Here is a 20254-nt window from a genome sequence, read left to right as displayed (position 1 = left end):
TCATGCTCGATTTGACCACGTCCCTTCCAACCCCGATCACCGCAGCGGAAATCGACGTAGCGCTAACGGCCGCCGTCGCGCAGGTCAGGCGCAATCTGCCTGAGTTCACCTATGCCGCGCAGAACCATTCGAGCGTGAAGAATTTTTACCCCGCAGTGGCCAACGACCAGTGGACCGCCGGTTTCTGGCCCGGCCAGATATGGCTCGCCTTCGAACATACCGGCGACAGGACCTTTCAGCATGCGGCGCAAATACAGGTGCAGAGTTTCCTGCACCGTATCGAAAAGCGCATCGAGACCGATCATCACGATATGGGTTTTCTCTACTCGCCCTCCTGCATCGCCGCATGGAAACTGGTGGGCGATGAGGATGGAAGACGCGCCGCGCTGATGGCGGCGGACCAGTTGATGGAGCGGTTCCAGCCGGTCGGGCAATTCATCCAGGCCTGGGGCCGAAGGGATAATCCCAACGAATATCGCTACATTATCGACTGCCTTTTGAACCTGCCGCTGCTTTATTGGGCGAGCCGTGAAACGGGCCGGGAAGACTACCGCACCGTGGCGCTTGCCCATGCCCGCACCACGCTTGCCCATTCCGTCCGGCCGGACGATTCCACCTATCATACATTTTACATGGACCCGGAGACCGGCGCGCCGGTGCGCGGCGTCACAAAACAGGGTTATAGCGATGAGAGCTACTGGGCCCGCGGACAGGCCTGGGGCATTGCCGGCATGGCCATTTCTTATCGATATGAGCGCCTGCCCGCCTATCGCGACACCTTCGAGCGGCTTCTCGCCTTCTATCTCAAACGCCTGCCCGACGATCTCGTACCCTATTGGGATCTGATTTTTGCGGATGGCGATGGCGAACCGCGCGACAGCTCGGCAGCGGCCATCGTCGCCTGCGGTCTCCTGGAAATGGCGGAGCTGGAGACACCGGAGAAGGCAGCGGAATATCGCGATCTGGCAAGGCGCATGGTGAAAAGCCTCGCCGATATCTATTCGGTTCGCGATCCCGCGATCTCCAACGGGCAGCTTCTGCACGGCACCTATTCCAAGAAGACGCCCCATAATACCTGCCGGGGCGAAGGCGTCGATGAGTGCGTCTCCTGGGGCGATTATTATTATCTGGAAGCGCTGATCCGGCTTTCGCGCAACTGGTCTTCCTATTGGTGAGCGCGAGGAACAGATGGCAAGCATTTCCCTGAAAAAACTGAACAAGACCTTTGGTGCGCTCAAGGTCGTTCACGATATCGATCTGGATATTGCCGACAAGGAATTCATCATTCTGGTCGGCCCTTCCGGATGCGGCAAATCCACGACGCTCAGGATGATCGCCGGGCTGGAGGAAATTTCCGGTGGCGAGTTGCGCATCGGCGAGGACGTTATGAACGATGTCCCCTCGAAGGATCGCGACATCGCCATGGTGTTCCAGAACTATGCGCTTTACCCGCATATGACGGTCTACAAGAACATGGCCTTCGGTCTGGAACTCAGAAAGGCGCCGCGCGATCTCATCGACACCAAGGTCAAGGATGCGGCGAAAATTCTCGACATCACCCATCTCTTGAACCGCAAGCCGAAAGCGCTCTCCGGCGGCCAGCGCCAGCGTGTCGCGCTCGGCCGGGCCATGGTGCGCAATCCGGAAGTCTTCCTGCTCGATGAACCGCTTTCCAATCTCGACGCCAAGCTGCGCGGCACCATGCGTTCGGAAATCTCCAAGCTCCACAAGCGGCTGGACGCCACCTTCATATACGTCACCCACGATCAGGTGGAAGCCATGACCATGGCGGACCGCATCGTGGTGATGAAGGACGGCCATATCCAGCAGGTAGATACACCGCAAAACCTTTACGACCGGCCGATCAACATGTTCGTCGCGGGTTTCATCGGCGCGCCGCAGATGAACATGCTGCCAGTCACGCTGCGCCGCGACGGCGACCGCTTCACCGCCCTGTTCGACGGCAATCCGCTGCCTCTGCCGGCGGGCATCGATACCACACGCCTGCTCCCCCACGAAGGAAAGGACATCGTTCTTGGCATCCGGCCGGAAAATTTCCACGAATTCGCCCCCGCGGATATCGATGCCGCCAATGTCGCACCCTTCCGGGCGACGGTGGAACTGGCGGAGCCAATGGGATCGGAAGTGCATCTCAACCTTGTCTCCGGTGGCAGAAACCTCGTCGCACGCGTCTCACCGCGTTTCAGGGCGAAGATCGGCGATCCCGTCGAACTGGTGGCCGATCTGACGAATGCGCAGCTTTTCGATCCCGCCACCGAGCGATCGATCCTTTATTGAGGCGACGGGGAGAAACGCGATGCAATGGCTGGAAGGGTTATGGACAAAGGAAGGGGCCGGGATCGACAAGAACGCACCGCCGCTGACCGGCCTTGCCCTTTTCCTCGATATCATCAAGCGCGAATGGTGGGAGATGGTGAAGCTCAACCTCCTCTTCATCATCGCCAGCCTGCCGGTGGTGACGATGCCGGCGGCGATGCTGGCCATGGCCCGTGTCTCTGTCTCCTTCGCAAATGACGAGAATACCTATCTGCTGCGCGACTTTCTCGAAGCCTTGCGGAAATTCGCCCTGCGCGGCACCGCGCTTGTGGTTTTAAGCGCGCTGCTGGTGAGCGCCGGTGCTTATGCGACTGTCAGCTATGCCGGTGCCGCCCGGCTTCAGCTCGTCTATAGCCTGCCTTTTGCGATCAGCCTGGCGGTCACGCTGTTTCTCATCCTCCTCAGCGCCTATGCCAGTGTTGTTCTGGCCAAGCGGGACCTGCCGCTTTCGGAAACCCTGCGGCAGGCGGCGTTTCTGGCGCTCACCAGGCCATTGCCGATGCTTGCGGCGCTCGGCTTCATCGCAGCGCTCTGGCTCGCACATATCCTCTTTTATCCGGTGTCGGTGTTCATGCCGGCCACCATCAATTTTTCGCTCGGCATGTTCGCCCTCTGTTTCGCAGCGAGAAACGCCGCCGCAAAAACACGCGCGCGGATGCCCGAACCGGCGGGGAGCGGCACTTAAAGCAGTCCAAAATCAAAACGACATCAGTCAGGGAAGGAGAAACGGGCTATGGAGTTTAAGACAACCAGACGTGCATTCGCTCTCGCAACCGCCGGTCTCGGCATTGCCATGGGCATGGGAGGAACGGCGTTCGCTGCGGGCGATGCGCCCGTTACGCTGAAATGGGCGCTGTGGGACCTGGACAAGGGCGCATATTTCAAGCCCTTGATGGAGGCCTACAAGCAGAAGCATCCGAATGTGACGTTCGAGGTGGTCGACCTCGGCTCGCAGGATTATACGCAGATGATATCCACGCAGCTCACGGGTGGCTCCAAGGATATCGATGTCGTCACCATCAAGGATGTGCCCGGCTACGCCAATCTGGTGCGCGCCGGCAACATCACCGATCTCAGCGGCTTCATCAAGGACCAGAAGATCGAGACGGCACCCTATGGTGGCCTGATCGAGGAGCTGACCATTGACGGCAAGATTTACGCCCTGCCGTTCCGCTCGGATTTCTGGGTGGTCTATTACAACAAGGATATTTTCGACAAGGCCGGCGTGCCTTACCCCACCAATGACATGAGCTGGGCGCAGTTCGATGAGATCGCCGGCAAGCTGAAGGGCGGCATGGGCGCCAACCGCACCTATGGCGCGCTGCTGCACACCTGGCGTTCGACCGTGCAGCTGCCCGGTATTCAGGATGGCAAGCACACGCTGGTGGACGGTAATTATGAATTCCTCAAACCCTGGTATGAGCGTGCGCTTGCCCTGCAGAAAAGCGGCGCGATACCGTCCTACGCCTCGCTGAAAACCTCGAACACCCATTATTCCGCTCTGTTCTTCAACGGAACGATCGGCATGCTGCCCATGGGCACATGGTTTGTCGGCACCCAGATCGCCAAGGTGAAATCCGGCGAGTCGAAAAGCGTCAACTGGGGCATCGTGAAGTTCCCCCATCCGGATGGTGTGGCGGCAGGCGCGACGGCCGCGCAGATTGCCGGATTGTCGGTCAATGCCAATTCCGGCCACAAGGAAGCGGCGCTGGACTTCATCCACTTCGTCACCGGACCTGAAGGTGCGGCGATCATCGCCTCCACCGGCACTTTCCCCGCGCTCAGAACCGATGATGTGGCCGAGAAGATCGCAGCGCTGCCGGGCTTCCCGCAGGACCAGAACAGCAAGGACGCGCTGCAGGCGGGCAAGGCCTATCTGGAAATGGCGGTCAACCCGAATGCGGCCAAGATCGAAGTCGTTCTGAACCGCGTGCATGACGCGCTGATGACCGACAATATCTCCATCGATGACGGCATCAAGGACATGAATGACGGCGTCAAGGCCATCAAATAATTGCCACAGGGCCGCGGGCGATGAGCCTGCGGCCCTTTCCTTTGATCATGAATTCCGGACATTCGTAACCGTGCCTCACGAGACCGCCACAGCCAATCCGCTCTTTCACAATCCGCTTCTCGGCAGGGACGATCTCGCAAAGGCGGTGATCGATCTTTTCAACCCCCTGCTTGCCTGTTTTTCACCGGGCGGCGCGCGCGTCCGGCTTGGAGCAACGGGGGCGATTTTCGATTTTCCTGCGGCGGAACTGGAGGGTTTTGCCCGGCCATTATGGGGCATCGTTCCACTTACCGCCGGCGGTTATGACTTTCCCCACTGGGATCTCTACAGGCGTGGACTGGCCAATGGCGCCAACCCCGCCCACCCCGAATATTGGGGCGATACGGCTGATCGGCACCAGCGGCTGGTCGAACTGGCGGCGATAGGATTTGCGCTCGCCATGGTTCCCGAACATATCTGGGAGCCGCTTGCCGAAACGGACAGGCAGGCTGTCGCCGCCTATCTTCTCGCCGCCCGCGAGCGGGAATTCGTCGACAATAATTGGAAATTCTTCCGCGTTCTGATCGATCTCGGGCTTGAGCGGGTCGGCGTGGAATTCGACCGGACCAAAACCCAAACCTATCTCGATGAACTCGAGGCTTTCGATATCGGTAACGGCTGGTATCGCGACGGGCCGGTGCGCCGGGTCGACCATTATATTCCCTTCGCCATGCATTTTTACGGCCTGATCTATACGGTGCTGGCGAAAGGTGACGACACGCGAAAAACACGCTTGCTCGAACGCTCGCGCATTTTCGCGCGTGACATACGTCACTGGTTCGGGCCCGACGGGGCGTCGCTCGCCTTCGGGCGCAGCCAGACCTACCGTTTTGCGGCGGGCGGTTTCTGGGGCGCTCTTGCCTTTTCCGGTCTGGAAGCGTTGCCGTGGCCGGAGATCAAGGGCTATTACATGCGCCATATCCGCTGGTGGTCGAAGCGGCCAATCGCGGACCGCGACGGCGTCCTGTCGGTCGGATACGCCTATCCAAACCTTCTGATGAGCGAGAGCTACAATTCTCCCTGCTCGCCCTATTGGGCGCTCAAATTTTTCCTGCCGCTGGCGCTGCCCGCCGATCACCCGTTCTGGACTGCGGAGGAGGCCGAACCGCAGGAATTTGCCGAACCGGTTCCCTTGGCGGAGCCTGGCATGGTGGCCTTTCATACGCCGGGCAATATCGTGGTCCTGTCCTCCGGGCAGCAGCACGACAGGATGCGCGGCGCGCAGGAAAAATATTCGAAATTCGTCTATTCCACCCGTTACGCCTTCAATATCGAGGCGGATGACCGGCATTTCGCCGCCGCGAGTTTCGATGGCATGCTCGGCCTTTCCGACGACGGCGTGCACTTCCGCACCCGCGAGACGATGGAAGAGGCGTTGATCGCCGAGGATTGCCTCTATTCCCGCTGGCGACCATGGGCGGATGTCGAGATCGAGACCTGGCTCGCGCCGCAAAACCCGTGGCACATAAGGCTGCACCGCATCCGCACCCCACGCCCCTTGCAAACATCAGAAGGCGGATTCGCCATAGAACGCGCCGATTTCAACCGCGACCGCACCGAGGCGATTGAAGGCCGCGCCGTCTGTTACGGACAGAATGACACCAGCATCATCGTCGATCTTTCGAGAGATATAAGGCGCGAAGGCGTGTGCCATCAGGCAATCGCCAATACCAACCTCATTCACGCCAGAACCCTTGTTCCGCAATTGCGCGGCGCCATCGCCTCCGGCGAAACGCAGCTGGTGACGGCGGCCTTGGCACTGCCGGCCGGCAAAGAAGCAGAGGCCGCACTGGCTGCCCTTCCCGACAGTCCCGATCTCCCGAGGTTGGAAGAGATATTCAACCGAGCGGGGCGGCGCATTCCCGCCTATGCTCTCGATGAAAACCGCGCAGGCTGACAGAAATGACAGACGACACACCGGGTGTTTCCCAGAGACTGGATCGGCTGAATATCCTGACCTGGGAGCGGAAGCAGGAGGATATCGACAACCCCAACCATGAGGCGCGGCTGCATGACCTTGAGCGCTCTGCCAACGCCGTTTTTGGTCAGGGCGTCTACATCGCCGCCAGGGCCGAGGTGCATACGGACAGGCTGTTGATGGGTGCGCAGTCGTGGATCGCCGGTTACGCAATCGTGCGCGGCGATATCGAACTCGGCGAAAATGTCTCGATCAACCCCTATGCCTGTCTTTCCGGTAAGGTCACAATCGGCAATGGTGTGCGCATCGCCTCACATGTCAGCATCGTCGGCTTCAACCATGGCTTCGACGACATTGAAACTCCGATCTATCGCCAACCGCTGACCTCGCTCGGGATAGAGATCGGCGACGACGTCTGGATCGGCGCCAATGCGGTTGTGCTGGATGGCGTGAAGATAGGGCGCGGCGCAATTATTGCCGCAGGCGCGGTGGTGGCGAAGGACATTCCCGCCATGGCCATTGCAGGCGGCGTTCCCGCCCGGGTTCTGCGATATCGCGGAAAAAAAGCGGCCGCGCCGACGCTGACGGAACCCGATGGCCTGCTGCAAGAACTCGGTAAGGAGATTGCCGACGACTGGCTTGCCGCCATCCGCTCCTATGGCGAGGATGGCATCTATCGTTCCGCCGATGCATCCGGACATGAGGTCGAAAGCGTCAGGCATCTGTGCGATGCCATCGAGATTGCGGCAGCCTTCGGACAGGAAAAGATCGCTTTCGATGCCGGAAAAACCGTCGCCAGTCTTCAGGCCCTGCAGGATCAGGAAACGGGGCTGTTTCTTAACCGTCACCACCGCCCCTCGACGCCTCCCGAGAAGGACCCTGCCGTCCTCTATAATATTCTGGCTGTCGGATATGCGCTTGAATGTTTCGGTGCTGCGCCGAAACAGCCGATCGCTTTCGTGGAGCGTCTGCGCGCCGACGAACTCATCCTCCTGCTGGAAGAATTGCCATGGCAAAGCCGGGCATGGCATTGCGGCGCCACCATAGACGCCATTGCCACCGCGCTTTATTTAAACAGGCGCTATTTCACATCTGGCGACAACCTCACCGTTCTCTTCGGCTGGCTGGCGATGAATGTGGATAAAACCACCGGGCTTTGGGGGGAGCCGACTGCCGCACAGGGCCTGCTGCAACCGGTCAACGGCTTTTACCGGCTTACCCGCGGCTCTTACGCACAGTTCGGCCTGCCCCTTCCCTATGCGGAAGCAGCAATAGACTCCGTTATCGCCAATTATCGTGCCTATGGCGGTTTCCATGGCGCGGATTTTAATGCCTGCAACCTGCTCGATACGATCCATCCGCTTCTTCTGTGCCTGAAACAGACGGATCACCGGCAGGACGAGGCGAAGGAAATCGCCCGCGAAATTCTGCGCCGAAATGAGGGACGCTGGCAAAGGAACAGGGGATTTGCCTTCGCCGAGGGACATCCGGCCGGGCTGCAGGGCACGGAAATGTGGATGTCCGTTCTCTGGCTTTCAGCGAAGCTTCTCGATGCGGAACATCTTCTGCCGTTCCGACCTCGCGGCATCCATCGCTTCGAGCCTGCGGAAATCGTCCGTGGCCTGATTGCCCGCTCTAAATCTCCGGTATAGGTTTCCGACACTCTTTTGAAAGCTTTCAAACCGGACCGGTCGAGTAAAAGATGCAACTCAAAGACTGCTATAATTTCCACGATTTTCGCCGCATGGCCAAGCAGCGTCTGCCCGGACCGATCTTCAATTATATAGACGGCGCCGCCGATGACGAGGTGACGTATCGGCGAAACACGGCCGCCTTCGAAAAATGCGATCTCGTTCCCGATGTGCTGCGCGGCGTGGCCGATGTAGATATGTCGGTCACCCTCATGGGGCAGAAGCTGTCCATGCCGGTCTATTGTTCGCCGACGGCGCTGCAACGCCTCTTCCACCACCAGGGGGAACGGGCGGTTGCGGCAGCGGCGGGGAAATACGGCACAATGTTCGGTGTCTCCTCGCTCGGCACCACGAGCCTTGAAGAAGCGCGGCGGATCAGCGGCGGCCCGCAGGTCTATCAGTTCTATTTCCACAAGGACCGCGGCCTCAACCGCGATATGATGGCGCGCGCCAAGAGCGCCGGTGTCGAGACGATGATGCTGACGGTGGACAGTATTACCGGCGGCAACCGCGAGCGCGACAAGCGCACCGGCTTTGCCATTCCGTTCAAGCTCAATCTTTCCGGCATCGCGCAATTCGCCATCAAGCCGGCCTGGGGCATCAATTATCTGACGCATGAGCGCTTCAGCCTGCCGCAGCTCGACGACCACATTAAAATGGACGGCGGCGCTCTTTCCATCAGCCGCTATTTCACCGACATGCTCGACCCCTCGATGAACTGGGACGACGTGGCACAGATGGTGCGTGAATGGGCCGGGCCGTTCTGCCTTAAAGGCATCATGTCGGTGGACGACGCCAGACGCGCCGTGGAGATCGGCTGCAGCGGCATCGTGCTTTCCAATCACGGCGGCCGCCAACTCGATGGCTCCCGCAGCGCCTTCGATCAGCTGGCCGAGATCGTCGATGCGGTCGGCGACCAGATCGATGTGATGATGGATGGCGGCGTGCAGCGCGGCACCCATGTTCTGAAAGCACTGTCTCTCGGCGCAAAAGCGGTGGGGCTCGGCCGCTATTACCTTTTCCCCTTGGCTGCTGCGGGGCAACCGGGCGTCGAACGGGCACTTGAGCTGATGCGTATCGAAATAGAGCGCGGCATGAAGCTGATGGGCTGCACCTCCGTCGATCAGCTCACACGCCGGAACATTCGGTTCCGTTGAACAAGCGGGACGACTGCGGAAGAACTTGGGTGAAGCGCGGTCACAACCGACTACTGAAACCGCATGCCGTTTCAGCCGCGTTTCGTCGCTGTTCCTGAAGCGCCATGCCGATGTTCCAGACGAGCGCCAGGCAAACAAGCCCGCAAAAACAGGCTGAAATCAGCGAGCGATGGCGTTTGGCTCCGGAGAGAAACATCCAGCCGATAATTGCATAGGCCGCAAGCGCCGGCACCGCGGCAATCAGAACGGATATGGGGCTATCGCAATCGACGGCCTCGACGCCGATGGCGCGATATTCGTTTGGGGTTGCCACCAGGCCGAGGACGGCCACGGGAAACATGGCCGCTAAAACCGCGTAACGGAAAAACCGGGGCGTGTCGGGCATGTCTGCTCCATAGCCGGATAATCAACTACCGCAAACCGCGCAGGTAAAGTCCCTCGCGCGATCTCAGCGAATATCCATCTTGCCGATCATATCGGTTTAGCCGCCATTGTCGGCGACCGGAAGAGCAGATTGCCCGCTTTTGCTGAGAAAGCCAGCCTTTTACGTCGGGAGCAATCTTGGCAAGTCAGGCGGAATATGATTATGGTTGCATGATGCAACCATAATGGATTGAACGTGCCCCAACAGCCATTCCCCATAAACGACATCCGTTCCACCTCCCGCCGGCTCGTCCGCGAACTCGGCTTCATGGGGGGAGACTTTGCCGGCACCGATCTGCCGCCCTCCGCCGTGCATGCCCTGATCGAGATCGAGGCATGCCCCGACATCACGGCGCGGGATCTGGGAAAACTTCTGCGGCTTGAAAAATCGAGTGTCAGCCGCATGCTGCGCAAGCTCGTCCTGTCGGGCGATGTCCGCGAAGAAACGGATGGAGGGGACAGCCGCATCAAGCGGCTGCGTCTTACGGGTCAGGGACAAGAACAGGTGAGCGCCATTCACGGCTTCGCGAACCGGCAGGTCTCCGGCGCCCTCACGCAGCTTACATCGGCGGATGCCGACACGATCCTCCAGGGACTTCGTCTTTACGCCGATGCGCTGGGAGACAGGACCGATACCGTTGCTCCCTCCATGGAGATCCTGGAGGGATACAGGCCGGGCATCATTGCCAGGATCACGCAGATGCATGCGCTTTATTACGCCCGGACATCCGGCTTCGGCCAGCGTTTCGAATCCGTCGTGGCCGAAGGCCTCGCGGCTTTTTGCAACCGGCTCGAAAGCCCGAAGAATGAGATCTGGGTCGCAATGCGCGGACAGGAGATCATCGGCTCCGTCGCTATCGATGGCGAAGATCTCGGAGCGGATATTGCACATCTGCGCTGGTTCATCGTTGATGACGGGGTGCGCGGTGGCGGTGTCGGACGCAGGCTGCTGGAAACCGCACTGGCCTTCGTCGATGAAAAAGGCTTTGCCGAAACCCATCTCTGGACATTCAACGGCCTCCTGGCCGCACGGCACCTTTACGAAGCCCATGGCTTCAAATGCGTCGAGGAACATCCGGGCAGCCAGTGGGGAAGCGAGGTTCTGGAACAGCGCTTTGTCCGGTCACGGCCCGAATGATCTTTCAACCGCGCACAAACGGCCGCAATCGGAATCGTCCTGCGGCCGTTTCGAAATCTGGTACCGGCACCCGTTAAAAGGCGAGTTGAACCTTCATCGACCTGCTTCTGTCACCGGCGGCTTCGAATGCTGCAACTGCCTCCGCGGAATGCGCCCTGAATATGCGGCATGGGCATGGCGGAGCCATAAAAGCGCATGTTCAGGCACTGGTTCTGCTGACCCTTCAGGCAGAATTCGCAATGGTTGCAGGGACGGCTCGGCGATACGGCAACGCGGTCGCCAACGGCGAGACCGGAGACACCCTCTCCCAAAGCCTTGATGGTGCCGGCGACCTCATGGCCGAGGATCATTGGCTCCCGCACGCGCACGGTGCCGAAGCCGCCATGGTTGTAATAATGCAGGTCGGAGCCGCAGATGCCGCCCGCTTCGATGGCGACCTCGACCTGTCCCGGACCGGGCTGCTCGGTCTCCCGTTCCTCAATCCGCAGATCCTTCGCCGCGTGGATGACAACCGGTGGCGAGAGTTACGGGTGCGTGCGCAACTGTTGGCGACCGGGCTGGAGGGTGAGCTTAAGAAGTTATGTTTAAAATTTACTTTCAATTCTATTTTTCAAGCGCCATATCAAAACATCAATACTTTATAAAGTTGTAATATTGAATTATATACAAACTATTGCGCGATATATTCACCCCTGCACAGATACTTTTGCTCCGCGCAGGGGCTCTGCTCGATGCGGACGCGCGATTGCGCCCTGCAGAAACCGGAGACTATTGCGGTAACCGCAAAGCGCTCCAGAAGCCACGCAACTGCGCGGTCAATTCTGCATAGAGACCATAGCGCCGCCCATAGTGCGAGACTTGCGCAGCATCGGGGCGGTAAGCATTCGCAACCCGTGTCATCGCCGCAACCGCCTCCTCATAATCAGGATAAAGCCCAATCGCCACGGCCGCGCCAATGGCCGCACCGAGTGCGCCCGTCTCGCGGGCTTCCGCGACACGTAGCGGAATTTCCAGAACATCCGCCATGATCTGCGGCCAATGCTGGCTGCGGGAACCGCCGCCAGACATCACGGCGCTTTCCACGGGCAGTCCCGCTTCGCGCAGGACGCCGATATGGCGGCGATGTTCGAAACACACCCCTTCGAACAGGGCCCGCAACATATGGCCTTCGCCGTGCCATCCCGCGAGGCCGTAAAAGCCACCGCGAAATTCCGCGCCCAGTCGCGAGCCGAAAATGAAAGGATGGAAGAACGGATCGTCGGCGCGGGGTGAGACGGAGCCGACCAATTCGTTGCAGCGCTCGAAGGCGTGGTCGCCATGATCACCGCGAACACGGTGCACGTACCATTCGAGGTTGGCGGCGGAGGTGGCGCTGGATTCGATATTGACATAGCGGTCACGGCCGAAGGTGGTGACCATGAAGACATCGGGACTGATGACCGGCTTGTCCGCGAAAACCTGGTTGATGCTCCAGGTGCCGGCGATGATGGAAGCTTCCCCGGCATTGATGACCCCCGACCCCATGGCGCTGGAGACCACATCGAAGAAACCGCCGATGACGGGCGTGCCTTCGGACAGCCCCGTCATCGCCGCAGCCTCGCCCGTCACATGGCCGACGATGTCAGCCGATTCCACGCAACGGGGGAAAAACGCGAACGCGTCCTCAAGATCGTAAAGTGACAGAAGCTCGCGGTCGAGCCGCGCTTCCGGCAAGGCAAGCAGCCCCGCACCGCTGAGATCGGAAATATCGTTGGCAAGGCACCCCGTCAGGCGGAAATTGACGAAATCCTTGCAGAACAGGACCGTGCCGGTCCGGGCATAGAGATCGGGTGCATGTCGCTTCACCCAAGCGAGAAGGCTGGGTGTTTGCGCAGGCCATGGCCGCTGCAGGCAACGGGCCTGCAATTGCGTTCCGCTTTTCCGATCAAGCTCGGCCGCCACATCGGCGGCACGGCTGTCGAGCGACTGGATGCCGATCAGGGGCTGCCGGTCCTTGTCCAGAAGATAGAGGCCATTGCCGTGGCCGGCACAGCCCACTGCCAGGATGCTGCGGGGATCGACGGACGATTTCACCAGAAGCTGGCGGATCGCCTCGCAGCCGTTCCGCCACAATTCCTCGAGATCGCGCTCGACATAGCCGGGCTCAGGGAATGTCGACTGTCCGTCGATGGCGTGTTGCGCCACCTGCCGGCCTTCCGTGTCGAACAGCACGGCCTTGATGACCGTGTTGCCGACATCGAGACCCAATATGTGATTTTTATCAGCCACGATTATAGATATCCCATGCTTCCTCGCCACCCGCACCCTGATGGATGATGGCCATCAACGCCGCAACGACGGCCTTGGGATTGTCGTGCTGGTAAATATTGCGGCCATAGACCATCCCGTTCGCACCTTCGGCCACCAGAGCCGCCGATTTCGCAAGCACGTTACGCAAGTCCTCACGCCCCCCGCCCCGCACCAGCACCGGGCACCGCGCGGCTTCGATCACCTTGTGAAAATCGCGCGGATCGCTGGTCGGATCGGCCTTGATGATATCGGCTCCCATTTCCGAGGCAAGGCGCACCAGCGTGACGATCTTTTCGGCGTCGCCATCCACCTGATAACCGCCGCGGACATCGTTGGGCAGCATTACTAGCGGCTCGATCATCAGCGGCATACCGAAACGATGGCAATCTGCCCGCACGCGGCTGATGTTTTCGACGCATTGACGAAACAGCTCCGGCTCGTCCGGCAGCATGAACAGGTTCACGACGACACAGGCGGCGTCCATTTCCAGCGCACCGATGATCGGATCGTGATGGTTCTGGAGCTGCGACCACATGGTTCTGTGGCGCGTGGAATTGTAAGGGTTGCCCATGTCGATACGCATGACGAGGGCCGGCTTGTCGCGCTCCGGCCTCTGCTGCAGCAGATCCGCCTGCCCATAGGCCATCTGTATGGCATCGGGACCGGCCTCGACCAGCCTGTCCACGGTCTGCGCCATATCCTCCAGCCCAACGAGGAAGCTCGGCTCGTTGCAAACCCCGTGATCGATGGCCACATCCAGGCAACCGCCATTGCGGAACAGCCGGTTCATGCGCGCCTTTTTCGAAATCCGCATCATCATGCATTCTCCTTGCATCTGTGTTGAAGCATTGCCGGCGTGACCCCATAAAAAGTCTCCAGCTCATGACTAAGCCGCTGCCGTTCCGCCGCCGCCTGGGTGGCCGGCCAGCCAAGCTCGCGGGCCGTAACGGCGAGGATCGCGTCGATCAGCTCGGCATCGATGACGCCGGTGATGGCGAGCGTCGTGCGCCGCAGGGCGAGATCGGTCAGGTGGCGCACGTGTTCGAAGCGGATCAGCCAGACCACCTCCGCGGCCGTGATCGGCGATTTTTCCGAAAGCCGCACATCATCCGCACGGCCCCGGCAAAAGCCCATCAGATCGAAGGCACGGGAGCCGTAAGCCAGAGCCAGATGCTCCGCCCGGTCTCCAGCAAGCGAAAATTCCTCCGACAGCAAGGCGGGCAGGCCGCCTGCGCCGGTGGGAAAATTCCTGCCGCCGCCGATCGGGCGGTCCATGGTACCGGTCAGCCGCCGGCGTCCAAGAAAAGCCAGAACCTCGTCGGTCACCTGCTCGCCAAAAGCCCTGAAAGTGGTCCACTTGCCGCCGATCATGCAGAGCTGCGGCGGATCGCCCGCAACGCGATGGATGAAATGGCTGCGGGAAATTCTTCCGGTAAAGGCGGCATCGCTGCGCGGCAGCGGACGTATGCCGCTGAAACTGAAAACGATGTCGGAATGGGTAATGGCAATCTGCGGAAAGACCTGCCGGATCGCATCCAGAATATAATCCCGTTCCTCGGGCTCGCAGCGCACCCGCTCGGGGCGATCCACCTTGATATCGGTCGAGCCTGCGAGAACCCGGCTGAGATAGGGAAAGAGGATACAGACGCGATTATCGTCATTCTCGAAGAAGATCATATGGCCGTTCAGGGCCTTCAAAAGCGCCTCATTGGCGATAATCAGATGCGATCCCTTGGTTCCGGAGACGGTCGGTTTTGCTGTCTCCGCCGCCGGGGGTGCAGCCAGCGTGCCAATCGTCTCGTCGATCCAGGCGCCGGTCGCATTAACAATGATCCTTGGGCGGATAGGCAGGGCTTCATCCATGCCCTCCAGCCGAAGACGATACTCGTCGCCGAGACGGACAAGCTCCGCATAGTTGAGCGCAATGCTTTGCGGCGCATCGGCACGGGTGTCGATCAGAAGCTCCAGTGCAAGCCGTTCGGGCTGGCTTATCCACGCATCGTAATAGGTGGCCGAATATCTGATCTCCGGCGTCAGATCCGGCCAATGCTGCAAAGTCCCGGACGCACCGCGAAAGGCGTGACGGGGCAGGATGCGGTTTTTGCGGGTGACGAAATCATAGAGCATCAGACCCGCCTTGATGGCGAGAGCGCCACGGCTTGCGGGTTTTCCGCCGGAACCGGCAAAGGTTGCCGCCGCGTTGAACAGGCCGCTGAAAGTCGAAAAGATTGGGATCGTGGTCGGCAGCGGATGAACCATATGCGGCGCGAGCCTCAGAAGCGCATCCCGCTCCCGCAACGATTCTGCCACGAGGCCGAATTCACCGTTTTCGAGATAACGCAGGCCGCCATGGATCATGCGCGAGGGTGCGGCGCTGCAACCGGAGGAGAAATCGTTACGCTCCACCAGCAGTACCCGCAGCCCCTGCAAGGCGAGATCGCGATAGGCGGCAATTCCGTTGATGCCGCCGCCGATCACGACGGCATCGAAATCACCATCGAGCCGGATGCGGCGCAGAGCGTCCTCGCGAAAATTGGGCATAGAAATACCGTTCGCTGGCGGATGACCAGCGTCCCAATGTTGTTGACCGTTTAAAGCGACATGAGAGACGAGACGAAAATGATGCGCTGTTCGCCTGAAGTCCCGTCTCAGCCTACATAATCAGGTATCGAGTCCCACAAGATGCTCCGCGACACCGGCGCTGATGAGCGCCAGCTCACTCTCCGTGAGGCGAAGACGTGCAGCCGCGGCGTTTTCGACCGCCTGAGCCGGATCGCGCGCGCCGCAGAGCGAGAATGTTATGCCCGGCTGTGCAATCGTCCAGGCGATCACCACCTGCGCGACCGAAGCCCCGTGGGCGACCGCCACCGGTTCCAGCACGCCCATCAACCGCGCAATCTTTTGACGGTTCGCCTGGCTGAAGCGCGGGTTGCCGTGGCGCTGGTCGTCGTCCGCAAAGACCCGTTCAGGCCCGACCTTGCCCGAGAGAATACCGAGCGCCAGCGATGAATAGCTGAGGACCGAGACATCATTCTTTCGGCAAAGCGGCAGCAGCGTCGTCTCGATATCGCGCTTCACCATGGAATATTCTTCCTGAATGGCATCCAGCGCGCCGGTGGCGATATAGGCCTCAAGATCGCCGGGCGAGACGTTGCTTGCGCCGATGGAGCGGATCTTCCCCTCCTCTTTCAGCCGCACCAAAGCCCCGACCGTTTCGGCAATAGGCGTCGTGGCGTCCTGCCAATGGGTCACGTAGTGATCGATATAATCGGTTCCGAGCCGTTTCAGACTTTCTTCGACCTCGAAACGGATAGAGGCAGGACCGAGATAACGATGAACGGGCTTGCCATCCTGATGGAAGAAATAGGCACCCTCGTTCACATGCCAGACCAGCCCGCATTTGGTAACCAGCACCACCTTCTCGCGTTTGCCGGCAATTGCCTTGCCAACGATGGTTTCCGCAAGCCCCATGCCATAGGCCGGTGCGGTGTCGATGAGTGAAATACCCGCATCGATGGAGGCCTGGATGGCGGCGATGGATTGCCGCTCGTCGGTGCCGCCCCACATCCAGCCGCCTATGGCCCAGGTGCCAAGCCCCACGGCGGATGCGTTAATGCCGCTTCTGCCAATCGTCCGGGTTAATATTGCATTGTCCGTCACGCGGTTTCCCCTCCTTCATGATCCAGTAAATAGCCGGCTATCGCCTCGTCCACGACGAGCGACGTCAGATAGCGGCCGGCAAGCGTGGCCGCCACGGGTCCGGCCTTGATGGCGCCTGCCGCCACACCGATGATATTCGGGCACCGGGCGAGCTGCCCGGGGTCCAGCGCCACCACGCGCGAGTTGAGATCGATGCGCGCCAGCTGCCCGTCCGCCATGGTGAGATGGGCAAGAAACTCGCCGGCAATGCCCGCATCCACCAGCGCCTGCCCGCCTCGTGCCGCATCCGGCAGAAGATCGTAGTAGCCGGAGCCCGGAGCCTCCACGGATCCGATGCCGACCAGCGCCACCTGCGCCTGCCGGGCCAGATCGAAGACCTCACGGATCGATGCGACATTCATCAGCAGATCGCGCTGTTCCTCATCCTCAGCAAACAGCGGCGCATGAACGAGCGATGCGCTGCCGCCAAGCTTTTCTGCCAGTTGCGTGGCGAGATGATTGACATCGGTATAATGCTTGCCCTGCACGCCGCCGGTCAGCGGCACCACCCGCACATCGAAACGACGCTCCGCCTCCAGATTGTCGACAACGGCACTCACCGCCTTGCCGCCGGTAATCGCGATCACATCGCCGTCACGAATGGTCTCCAGCAAGTGGTTGGCGGCCACCCGACCTACCATCTGCAAGGCGGTTTCCGGATTATCGGAGACCGTCGGCGTCACCACCGACTGTCTGAGGCCGAAACGGCGGGTAATCTCGTTTTCGAGGTCCACCAGCCTCTGATAGGGGCTGGCGATGGTGATCTTCACCATGCCCGCCTTGCGGCCGGCCGCAATCATGCGGTTCACCTTGGTATGGGAAAGATTGAGCCGCTCGGCGATTTCCGACTGCTTCACACCCTCGATGAAATGCAGCACCAGGACCGAATACATCTGCCTCTGTTGATCGAAATCGTCCTTGATATCCAGCATGGTCGTCTTTCTCCAGTTACCCTCGGGCGAGCGAAGGGCGCTCAACGGCGGCGCCTGACCAGATAGTGGTCGAACAGGACCGCAGTGAGCAATATGCTGCCCCTGATGATGTCCTGCCAGTAGACAGACACATTGAGCAAGGCAAGCGAACTGGAAACCACCGAAAGAAGGATCGCCCCAAGGATCGCGCCGAGAATGGTGCCCGAGCCGCCCGAAAGGCTCGCGCCGCCGATGACCGCCGCCGCAATCACGTTGAGTTCCATGCCGACGCCGAAGCTGGGCTGGGCAGAGCCGAAACGGGCCATATAAATAACGCCTGCAACACCGCACAACATCGAACAAAGCGTGGTTGTGGCAAACACCACCCGACCGACACGGATACCGGAATAGGCCGCTGCCTTGGGATTGCTGCCGGTATAGAACACCTTGCGGAAGGCGGTCGTGCGCCGCAGCAGCAGGTCGAAGACAACGACCACAACCAGGAAGATGATGAGCACCAGCGGAATGCCGCCAAGCGCGCCCTGGCCGATGAACTTGAATTCCGGCGGCAGGGAATAGAGCCCCAGCGGCCGCCCGCCGGTTGCCAGGAGGCAAACACCGCGCGCAATCACCATGACGCCGAGCGAAACGATGAAATGATGCAGGCCGACGACGGTGGTCAGAAATCCCATTGCCATGCCGACCAATGTCGTGAGGCAGATTGCAAGACCTGCCGCGACCCAGGGATCGACACCGTTGAGGAACAGCCAGCCGGCCGCCACCATCGCAAGCGCTGTAACGGACCCCACGGAAAGATCGATACCACCCGAGATCAGCAGGATCGTCATGCCCACCACGACGATGCTTTCGATGGCGAAGACCATGGCCATGGCCCGCAGATTGTCCACCGTCAGGAAGTAGGGCGATATGAACGACATCACTGTAAAAAGGGCGAGAATGATGACGATCAGCCCGGTTTCGCGCGCCTTGATCGCCGGCTCCCACCAGGCCGTGCGGCGAACCGCCGCCTCGGCAAGGCTTGAAGGTGTTTCCGATGTTGCCATTTTCCCGCTCCCTCAGGCTTCCGCCGCATTCTGCATGATAGTGATCGATGCGAGCTGCATGATCTTTTCCTCCGTCATGTCGTCGTCCCCCTCGACCTCGCCGGTGATGCGCCCCTCGCGCACGACAAGCACACGATCGCTGACACCGATGAGTTCCGGCAGCTCCGAGGAGATGACAACTACGCCAACCCCTTCACGCGCCAGCTCCCGGATCTGACGGTGAATTTCGGCCTTGGCGCCCACATCCACCCCGCGGGTTGGCTCATCCAGAAAGATGACCTCGGGTTCCACCGACAGCATCTTGGCCAGCGCCACCTTCTGCTGGTTACCGCCGCTCAAGGTCGATACCGCGTCACCGACGCTGTTCGCCCGCAGTTTCAGCCGGCGTCCCAACTCATCGGCGCGCTTCATTTCCTTACGCCGCTCGATGAAACCCATGCCGTTCGATACCCTGCCGATATCGAGCGCAGAGACATTCGAGGCGATGGACATATTGAGGAAAAGCCCATCCCCCTTGCGATCCTCGGACAGATAGACCAGCCCCTCGCGGATGCTGTCACGATAATCCTTGAGCCTTAATGGCCGGCCGCGCAGCGTAACCTCGCCTCTCGGCTTGCCCTCCAGCCGGCAGACCGCCCGGGCGATCTCGCTTCTTCCCGCACCGATCAGCCCGGCAAGCCCCAGGATTTCGCCGCGGCGCAGATCGAAATCGACATCGAAAACCCGCTTTCCTTCATTCAGGCCCCGAACCGAGAGAATGACGTCATCCGATTTTTCATCCTCCGAAAGCTTTGGCGGGTAGAGCTTGTCGAGAACCCGTCCCACCATGCTGTTGACGACCTCCTCGGGGGAAATATCGGCAATATTCTCCGTCCTGATATGGCAGCCGTCGCGCATCACGGTGATGCGGTCGCAATGTTCGAAAATCTCCGCCATACGATGCGAGATATAAACGATGGCAATGCCTCGTTCCGCCAGCCGGTGCATGATCCTGAAAAGCGTCTGCGCTTCGGTTTCGGTCAAAGCCGCCGTCGGCTCGTCGAGGATCAGGATACGGCAATCGAGGGTCAGCGCCTTGGCGATTTCGACGATCTGCTGTTGCGAAATCGACAGGTCACCGGCCCGGCGGGCGGGATCGATATCACCGATTTCCCGCAGCACAATTGCCGCCCGCTTTTCGAGATCGCGATAGTTCATGAACCAGGAGCGGCTTTGGCCCGTTTGCGACATAAACATGTTCTCGGCGACCGAAATCTCCGGGCAGAGCGCGATTTCCTGATGCACGAAACCGATTCCCAGCCGGTTTGCCGCGTTGGGCGAGGATATCTTGACCGGTTTGCCGTCCAGCATGATTTCCCCGCCATCCGGCTGCAGAATGCCATCGATGATATGCATCAGCGTCGATTTGCCGGCGCCGTTTTCACCAGCGAGCGCATGGATTTCGCCACGTCGCAATTCAAGTGCGGCACTGCGCAACGCCTTCACAGGCCCGAACGCCTTGTGAATATTCGTCATGCTGAGGATGACCTCACCCATAACGCCCTCCCGAACCTGCTTCCCTCTATGGCCGGCGA

Annotated in this window: 16 protein-coding genes and 1 pseudogene; 8 read left to right on the top strand and 9 right to left on the bottom strand. The window is 60.2% G+C overall.

The genetic code is table 11. The features are described from left to right. Positions 1–2: 2 nt before the first annotated feature. The 7 genes from F3H58_RS18620 to F3H58_RS18590 all read left to right on the top strand — a co-directional run bounded on the left by F3H58_RS18620 (position 3) and on the right by F3H58_RS18590 (position 9156). Positions 3–1175 (top strand): glycoside hydrolase family 88 protein, encoded by a 1173-nt coding sequence (locus F3H58_RS18620; RefSeq protein WP_149743238.1) that lies wholly within the window; start codon positions 3–5, stop codon positions 1173–1175. A 13-nt stretch (positions 1176–1188) separates the two neighbouring features. Further along, the gene (locus F3H58_RS18615) at positions 1189–2298 is read left to right on the top strand and encodes an ABC transporter ATP-binding protein (protein ID WP_149743237.1); all 1110 of its coding nucleotides are present in this window, start codon (positions 1189–1191) and stop codon (positions 2296–2298) included. A 19-nt stretch (positions 2299–2317) separates the two neighbouring features. After that, positions 2318–3022 (top strand): DUF624 domain-containing protein, encoded by a 705-nt coding sequence (locus tag F3H58_RS18610; RefSeq protein WP_149743235.1) that lies wholly within the window; start codon positions 2318–2320, stop codon positions 3020–3022. Positions 3023–3070: 48 nt separating this feature from the next. Further along, positions 3071–4351, top strand: a complete 1281-nt coding sequence (locus F3H58_RS18605; RefSeq protein ID WP_003519651.1) for an ABC transporter substrate-binding protein — start codon at positions 3071–3073, stop codon at positions 4349–4351. A gap of 70 nt (positions 4352–4421) precedes the next feature. Next, on the top strand, positions 4422–6287 hold the full coding sequence (locus F3H58_RS18600; protein WP_149743234.1) for a DUF2264 domain-containing protein: 1866 nt from the start codon (positions 4422–4424) through the stop codon (positions 6285–6287). Positions 6288–6292: 5 nt separating this feature from the next. Continuing rightward, complete coding sequence (locus tag F3H58_RS18595) at positions 6293–7960, top strand: acyltransferase (RefSeq protein WP_149743233.1); 1668 nt, start codon at positions 6293–6295, stop codon at positions 7958–7960. Positions 7961–8010: 50 nt separating this feature from the next. Beyond that, entirely contained in the window at positions 8011–9156 is a 1146-nt protein-coding gene (locus F3H58_RS18590) for an alpha-hydroxy acid oxidase (protein WP_149743232.1), read from the top strand. Positions 9157–9196: 40 nt separating this feature from the next. Here the strand turns inward: F3H58_RS18590 and F3H58_RS18585 are convergent, their stop codons facing one another. Next, positions 9197–9541, bottom strand: coding sequence for a hypothetical protein (locus F3H58_RS18585; RefSeq protein ID WP_149743231.1), 345 nt, complete (start codon positions 9539–9541; stop codon positions 9197–9199). A 234-nt stretch (positions 9542–9775) separates the two neighbouring features. Here F3H58_RS18585 and F3H58_RS18580 point away from each other — a divergent pair, with 234 nt between their 5' ends. Next, the gene (locus F3H58_RS18580) at positions 9776–10717 is read left to right on the top strand and encodes a helix-turn-helix domain-containing GNAT family N-acetyltransferase (RefSeq protein WP_149743230.1); all 942 of its coding nucleotides are present in this window, start codon (positions 9776–9778) and stop codon (positions 10715–10717) included. Positions 10718–10860: 143 nt separating this feature from the next. On the opposite strand, the pseudogene F3H58_RS18575 reads toward F3H58_RS18580, so the two are convergent. The 8 genes and pseudogenes from F3H58_RS18575 to F3H58_RS18540 all read right to left on the bottom strand — a co-directional run. Then, positions 10861–11223, bottom strand: a pseudogene (locus tag F3H58_RS18575) (alcohol dehydrogenase catalytic domain-containing protein); the annotation flags it as partial. 262 nt (positions 11224–11485) lie between these two features. Then, complete coding sequence (locus F3H58_RS18570; RefSeq protein ID WP_188128983.1) at positions 11486–12985, bottom strand: FGGY-family carbohydrate kinase; 1500 nt, start codon at positions 12983–12985, stop codon at positions 11486–11488. After that, entirely contained in the window at positions 12978–13820 is an 843-nt protein-coding gene (locus tag F3H58_RS18565) for a class I fructose-bisphosphate aldolase (RefSeq protein ID WP_149743329.1), read from the bottom strand. The genes F3H58_RS18570 and F3H58_RS18565 overlap by 8 nt, the downstream gene beginning before the upstream one ends. Before the next feature lie 2 nt (positions 13821–13822). Next, the gene (locus tag F3H58_RS18560; RefSeq protein WP_149743229.1) at positions 13823–15547 is read right to left on the bottom strand and encodes a glycerol-3-phosphate dehydrogenase/oxidase; all 1725 of its coding nucleotides are present in this window, start codon (positions 15545–15547) and stop codon (positions 13823–13825) included. 120 nt (positions 15548–15667) lie between these two features. Further along, on the bottom strand, positions 15668–16666 hold the full coding sequence (locus F3H58_RS18555; protein WP_149743228.1) for an aldo/keto reductase: 999 nt from the start codon (positions 16664–16666) through the stop codon (positions 15668–15670). Then, complete coding sequence (locus F3H58_RS18550; RefSeq protein ID WP_059757988.1) at positions 16663–17637, bottom strand: sugar-binding transcriptional regulator; 975 nt, start codon at positions 17635–17637, stop codon at positions 16663–16665. Before F3H58_RS18550 ends, F3H58_RS18555 begins: the two co-directional genes overlap by 4 nt. A gap of 41 nt (positions 17638–17678) precedes the next feature. After that, positions 17679–18680: an ABC transporter permease gene (locus F3H58_RS18545; protein WP_149743227.1), complete on the bottom strand. Its 1002-nt coding sequence runs from the start codon at positions 18678–18680 to the stop codon at positions 17679–17681. 12 nt (positions 18681–18692) lie between these two features. Then, positions 18693–20216 (bottom strand): sugar ABC transporter ATP-binding protein, encoded by a 1524-nt coding sequence (locus tag F3H58_RS18540; RefSeq protein ID WP_149743226.1) that lies wholly within the window; start codon positions 20214–20216, stop codon positions 18693–18695. Between the last annotated feature and the right edge of the window lie 38 nt (positions 20217–20254).

This window comes from Rhizobium sp. NFACC06-2 (genome assembly GCF_900101425.1).
In the GTDB taxonomy this organism is placed as follows: domain Bacteria; phylum Pseudomonadota; class Alphaproteobacteria; order Rhizobiales; family Rhizobiaceae; genus Agrobacterium; species Agrobacterium leguminum.
The sequence above is the reverse complement of the archived record's forward strand: the minus strand, read 5'-3'. Positions and strand labels throughout refer to the sequence as shown.

Bases quoted from the DNA above. Each gene is read 5' to 3' on its own strand.
- F3H58_RS18590 (WP_149743232.1), top strand. From the start codon at position 8,011: ATGCAACTCAAAGACTGCTATAATTTCCACGATTTTCGCCGCATGGCC.
- F3H58_RS18615 (WP_149743237.1), top strand. From the start codon at position 1,189: ATGGCAAGCATTTCCCTGAAAAAACTGAACAAGACCTTTGGTGCGCTC.
- F3H58_RS18605 (WP_003519651.1), top strand. From the start codon at position 3,071: ATGGAGTTTAAGACAACCAGACGTGCATTCGCTCTCGCAACCGCCGGT.
- F3H58_RS18540 (WP_149743226.1), bottom strand. From the start codon at position 20,216: ATGGGTGAGGTCATCCTCAGCATGACGAATATTCACAAGGCGTTCGGG.
- F3H58_RS18610 (WP_149743235.1), top strand. From the start codon at position 2,318: ATGCAATGGCTGGAAGGGTTATGGACAAAGGAAGGGGCCGGGATCGAC.
- F3H58_RS18560 (WP_149743229.1), bottom strand. From the start codon at position 15,547: ATGCCCAATTTTCGCGAGGACGCTCTGCGCCGCATCCGGCTCGATGGT.
- F3H58_RS18585 (WP_149743231.1), bottom strand. From the start codon at position 9,541: ATGCCCGACACGCCCCGGTTTTTCCGTTACGCGGTTTTAGCGGCCATG.
- F3H58_RS18565 (WP_149743329.1), bottom strand. From the start codon at position 13,820: ATGCGGATTTCGAAAAAGGCGCGCATGAACCGGCTGTTCCGCAATGGC.
- F3H58_RS18620 (WP_149743238.1), top strand. From the start codon at position 3: ATGCTCGATTTGACCACGTCCCTTCCAACCCCGATCACCGCAGCGGAA.
- F3H58_RS18595 (WP_149743233.1), top strand. From the start codon at position 6,293: ATGACAGACGACACACCGGGTGTTTCCCAGAGACTGGATCGGCTGAAT.
- F3H58_RS18550 (WP_059757988.1), bottom strand. From the start codon at position 17,637: ATGCTGGATATCAAGGACGATTTCGATCAACAGAGGCAGATGTATTCG.
- F3H58_RS18545 (WP_149743227.1), bottom strand. From the start codon at position 18,680: ATGGCAACATCGGAAACACCTTCAAGCCTTGCCGAGGCGGCGGTTCGC.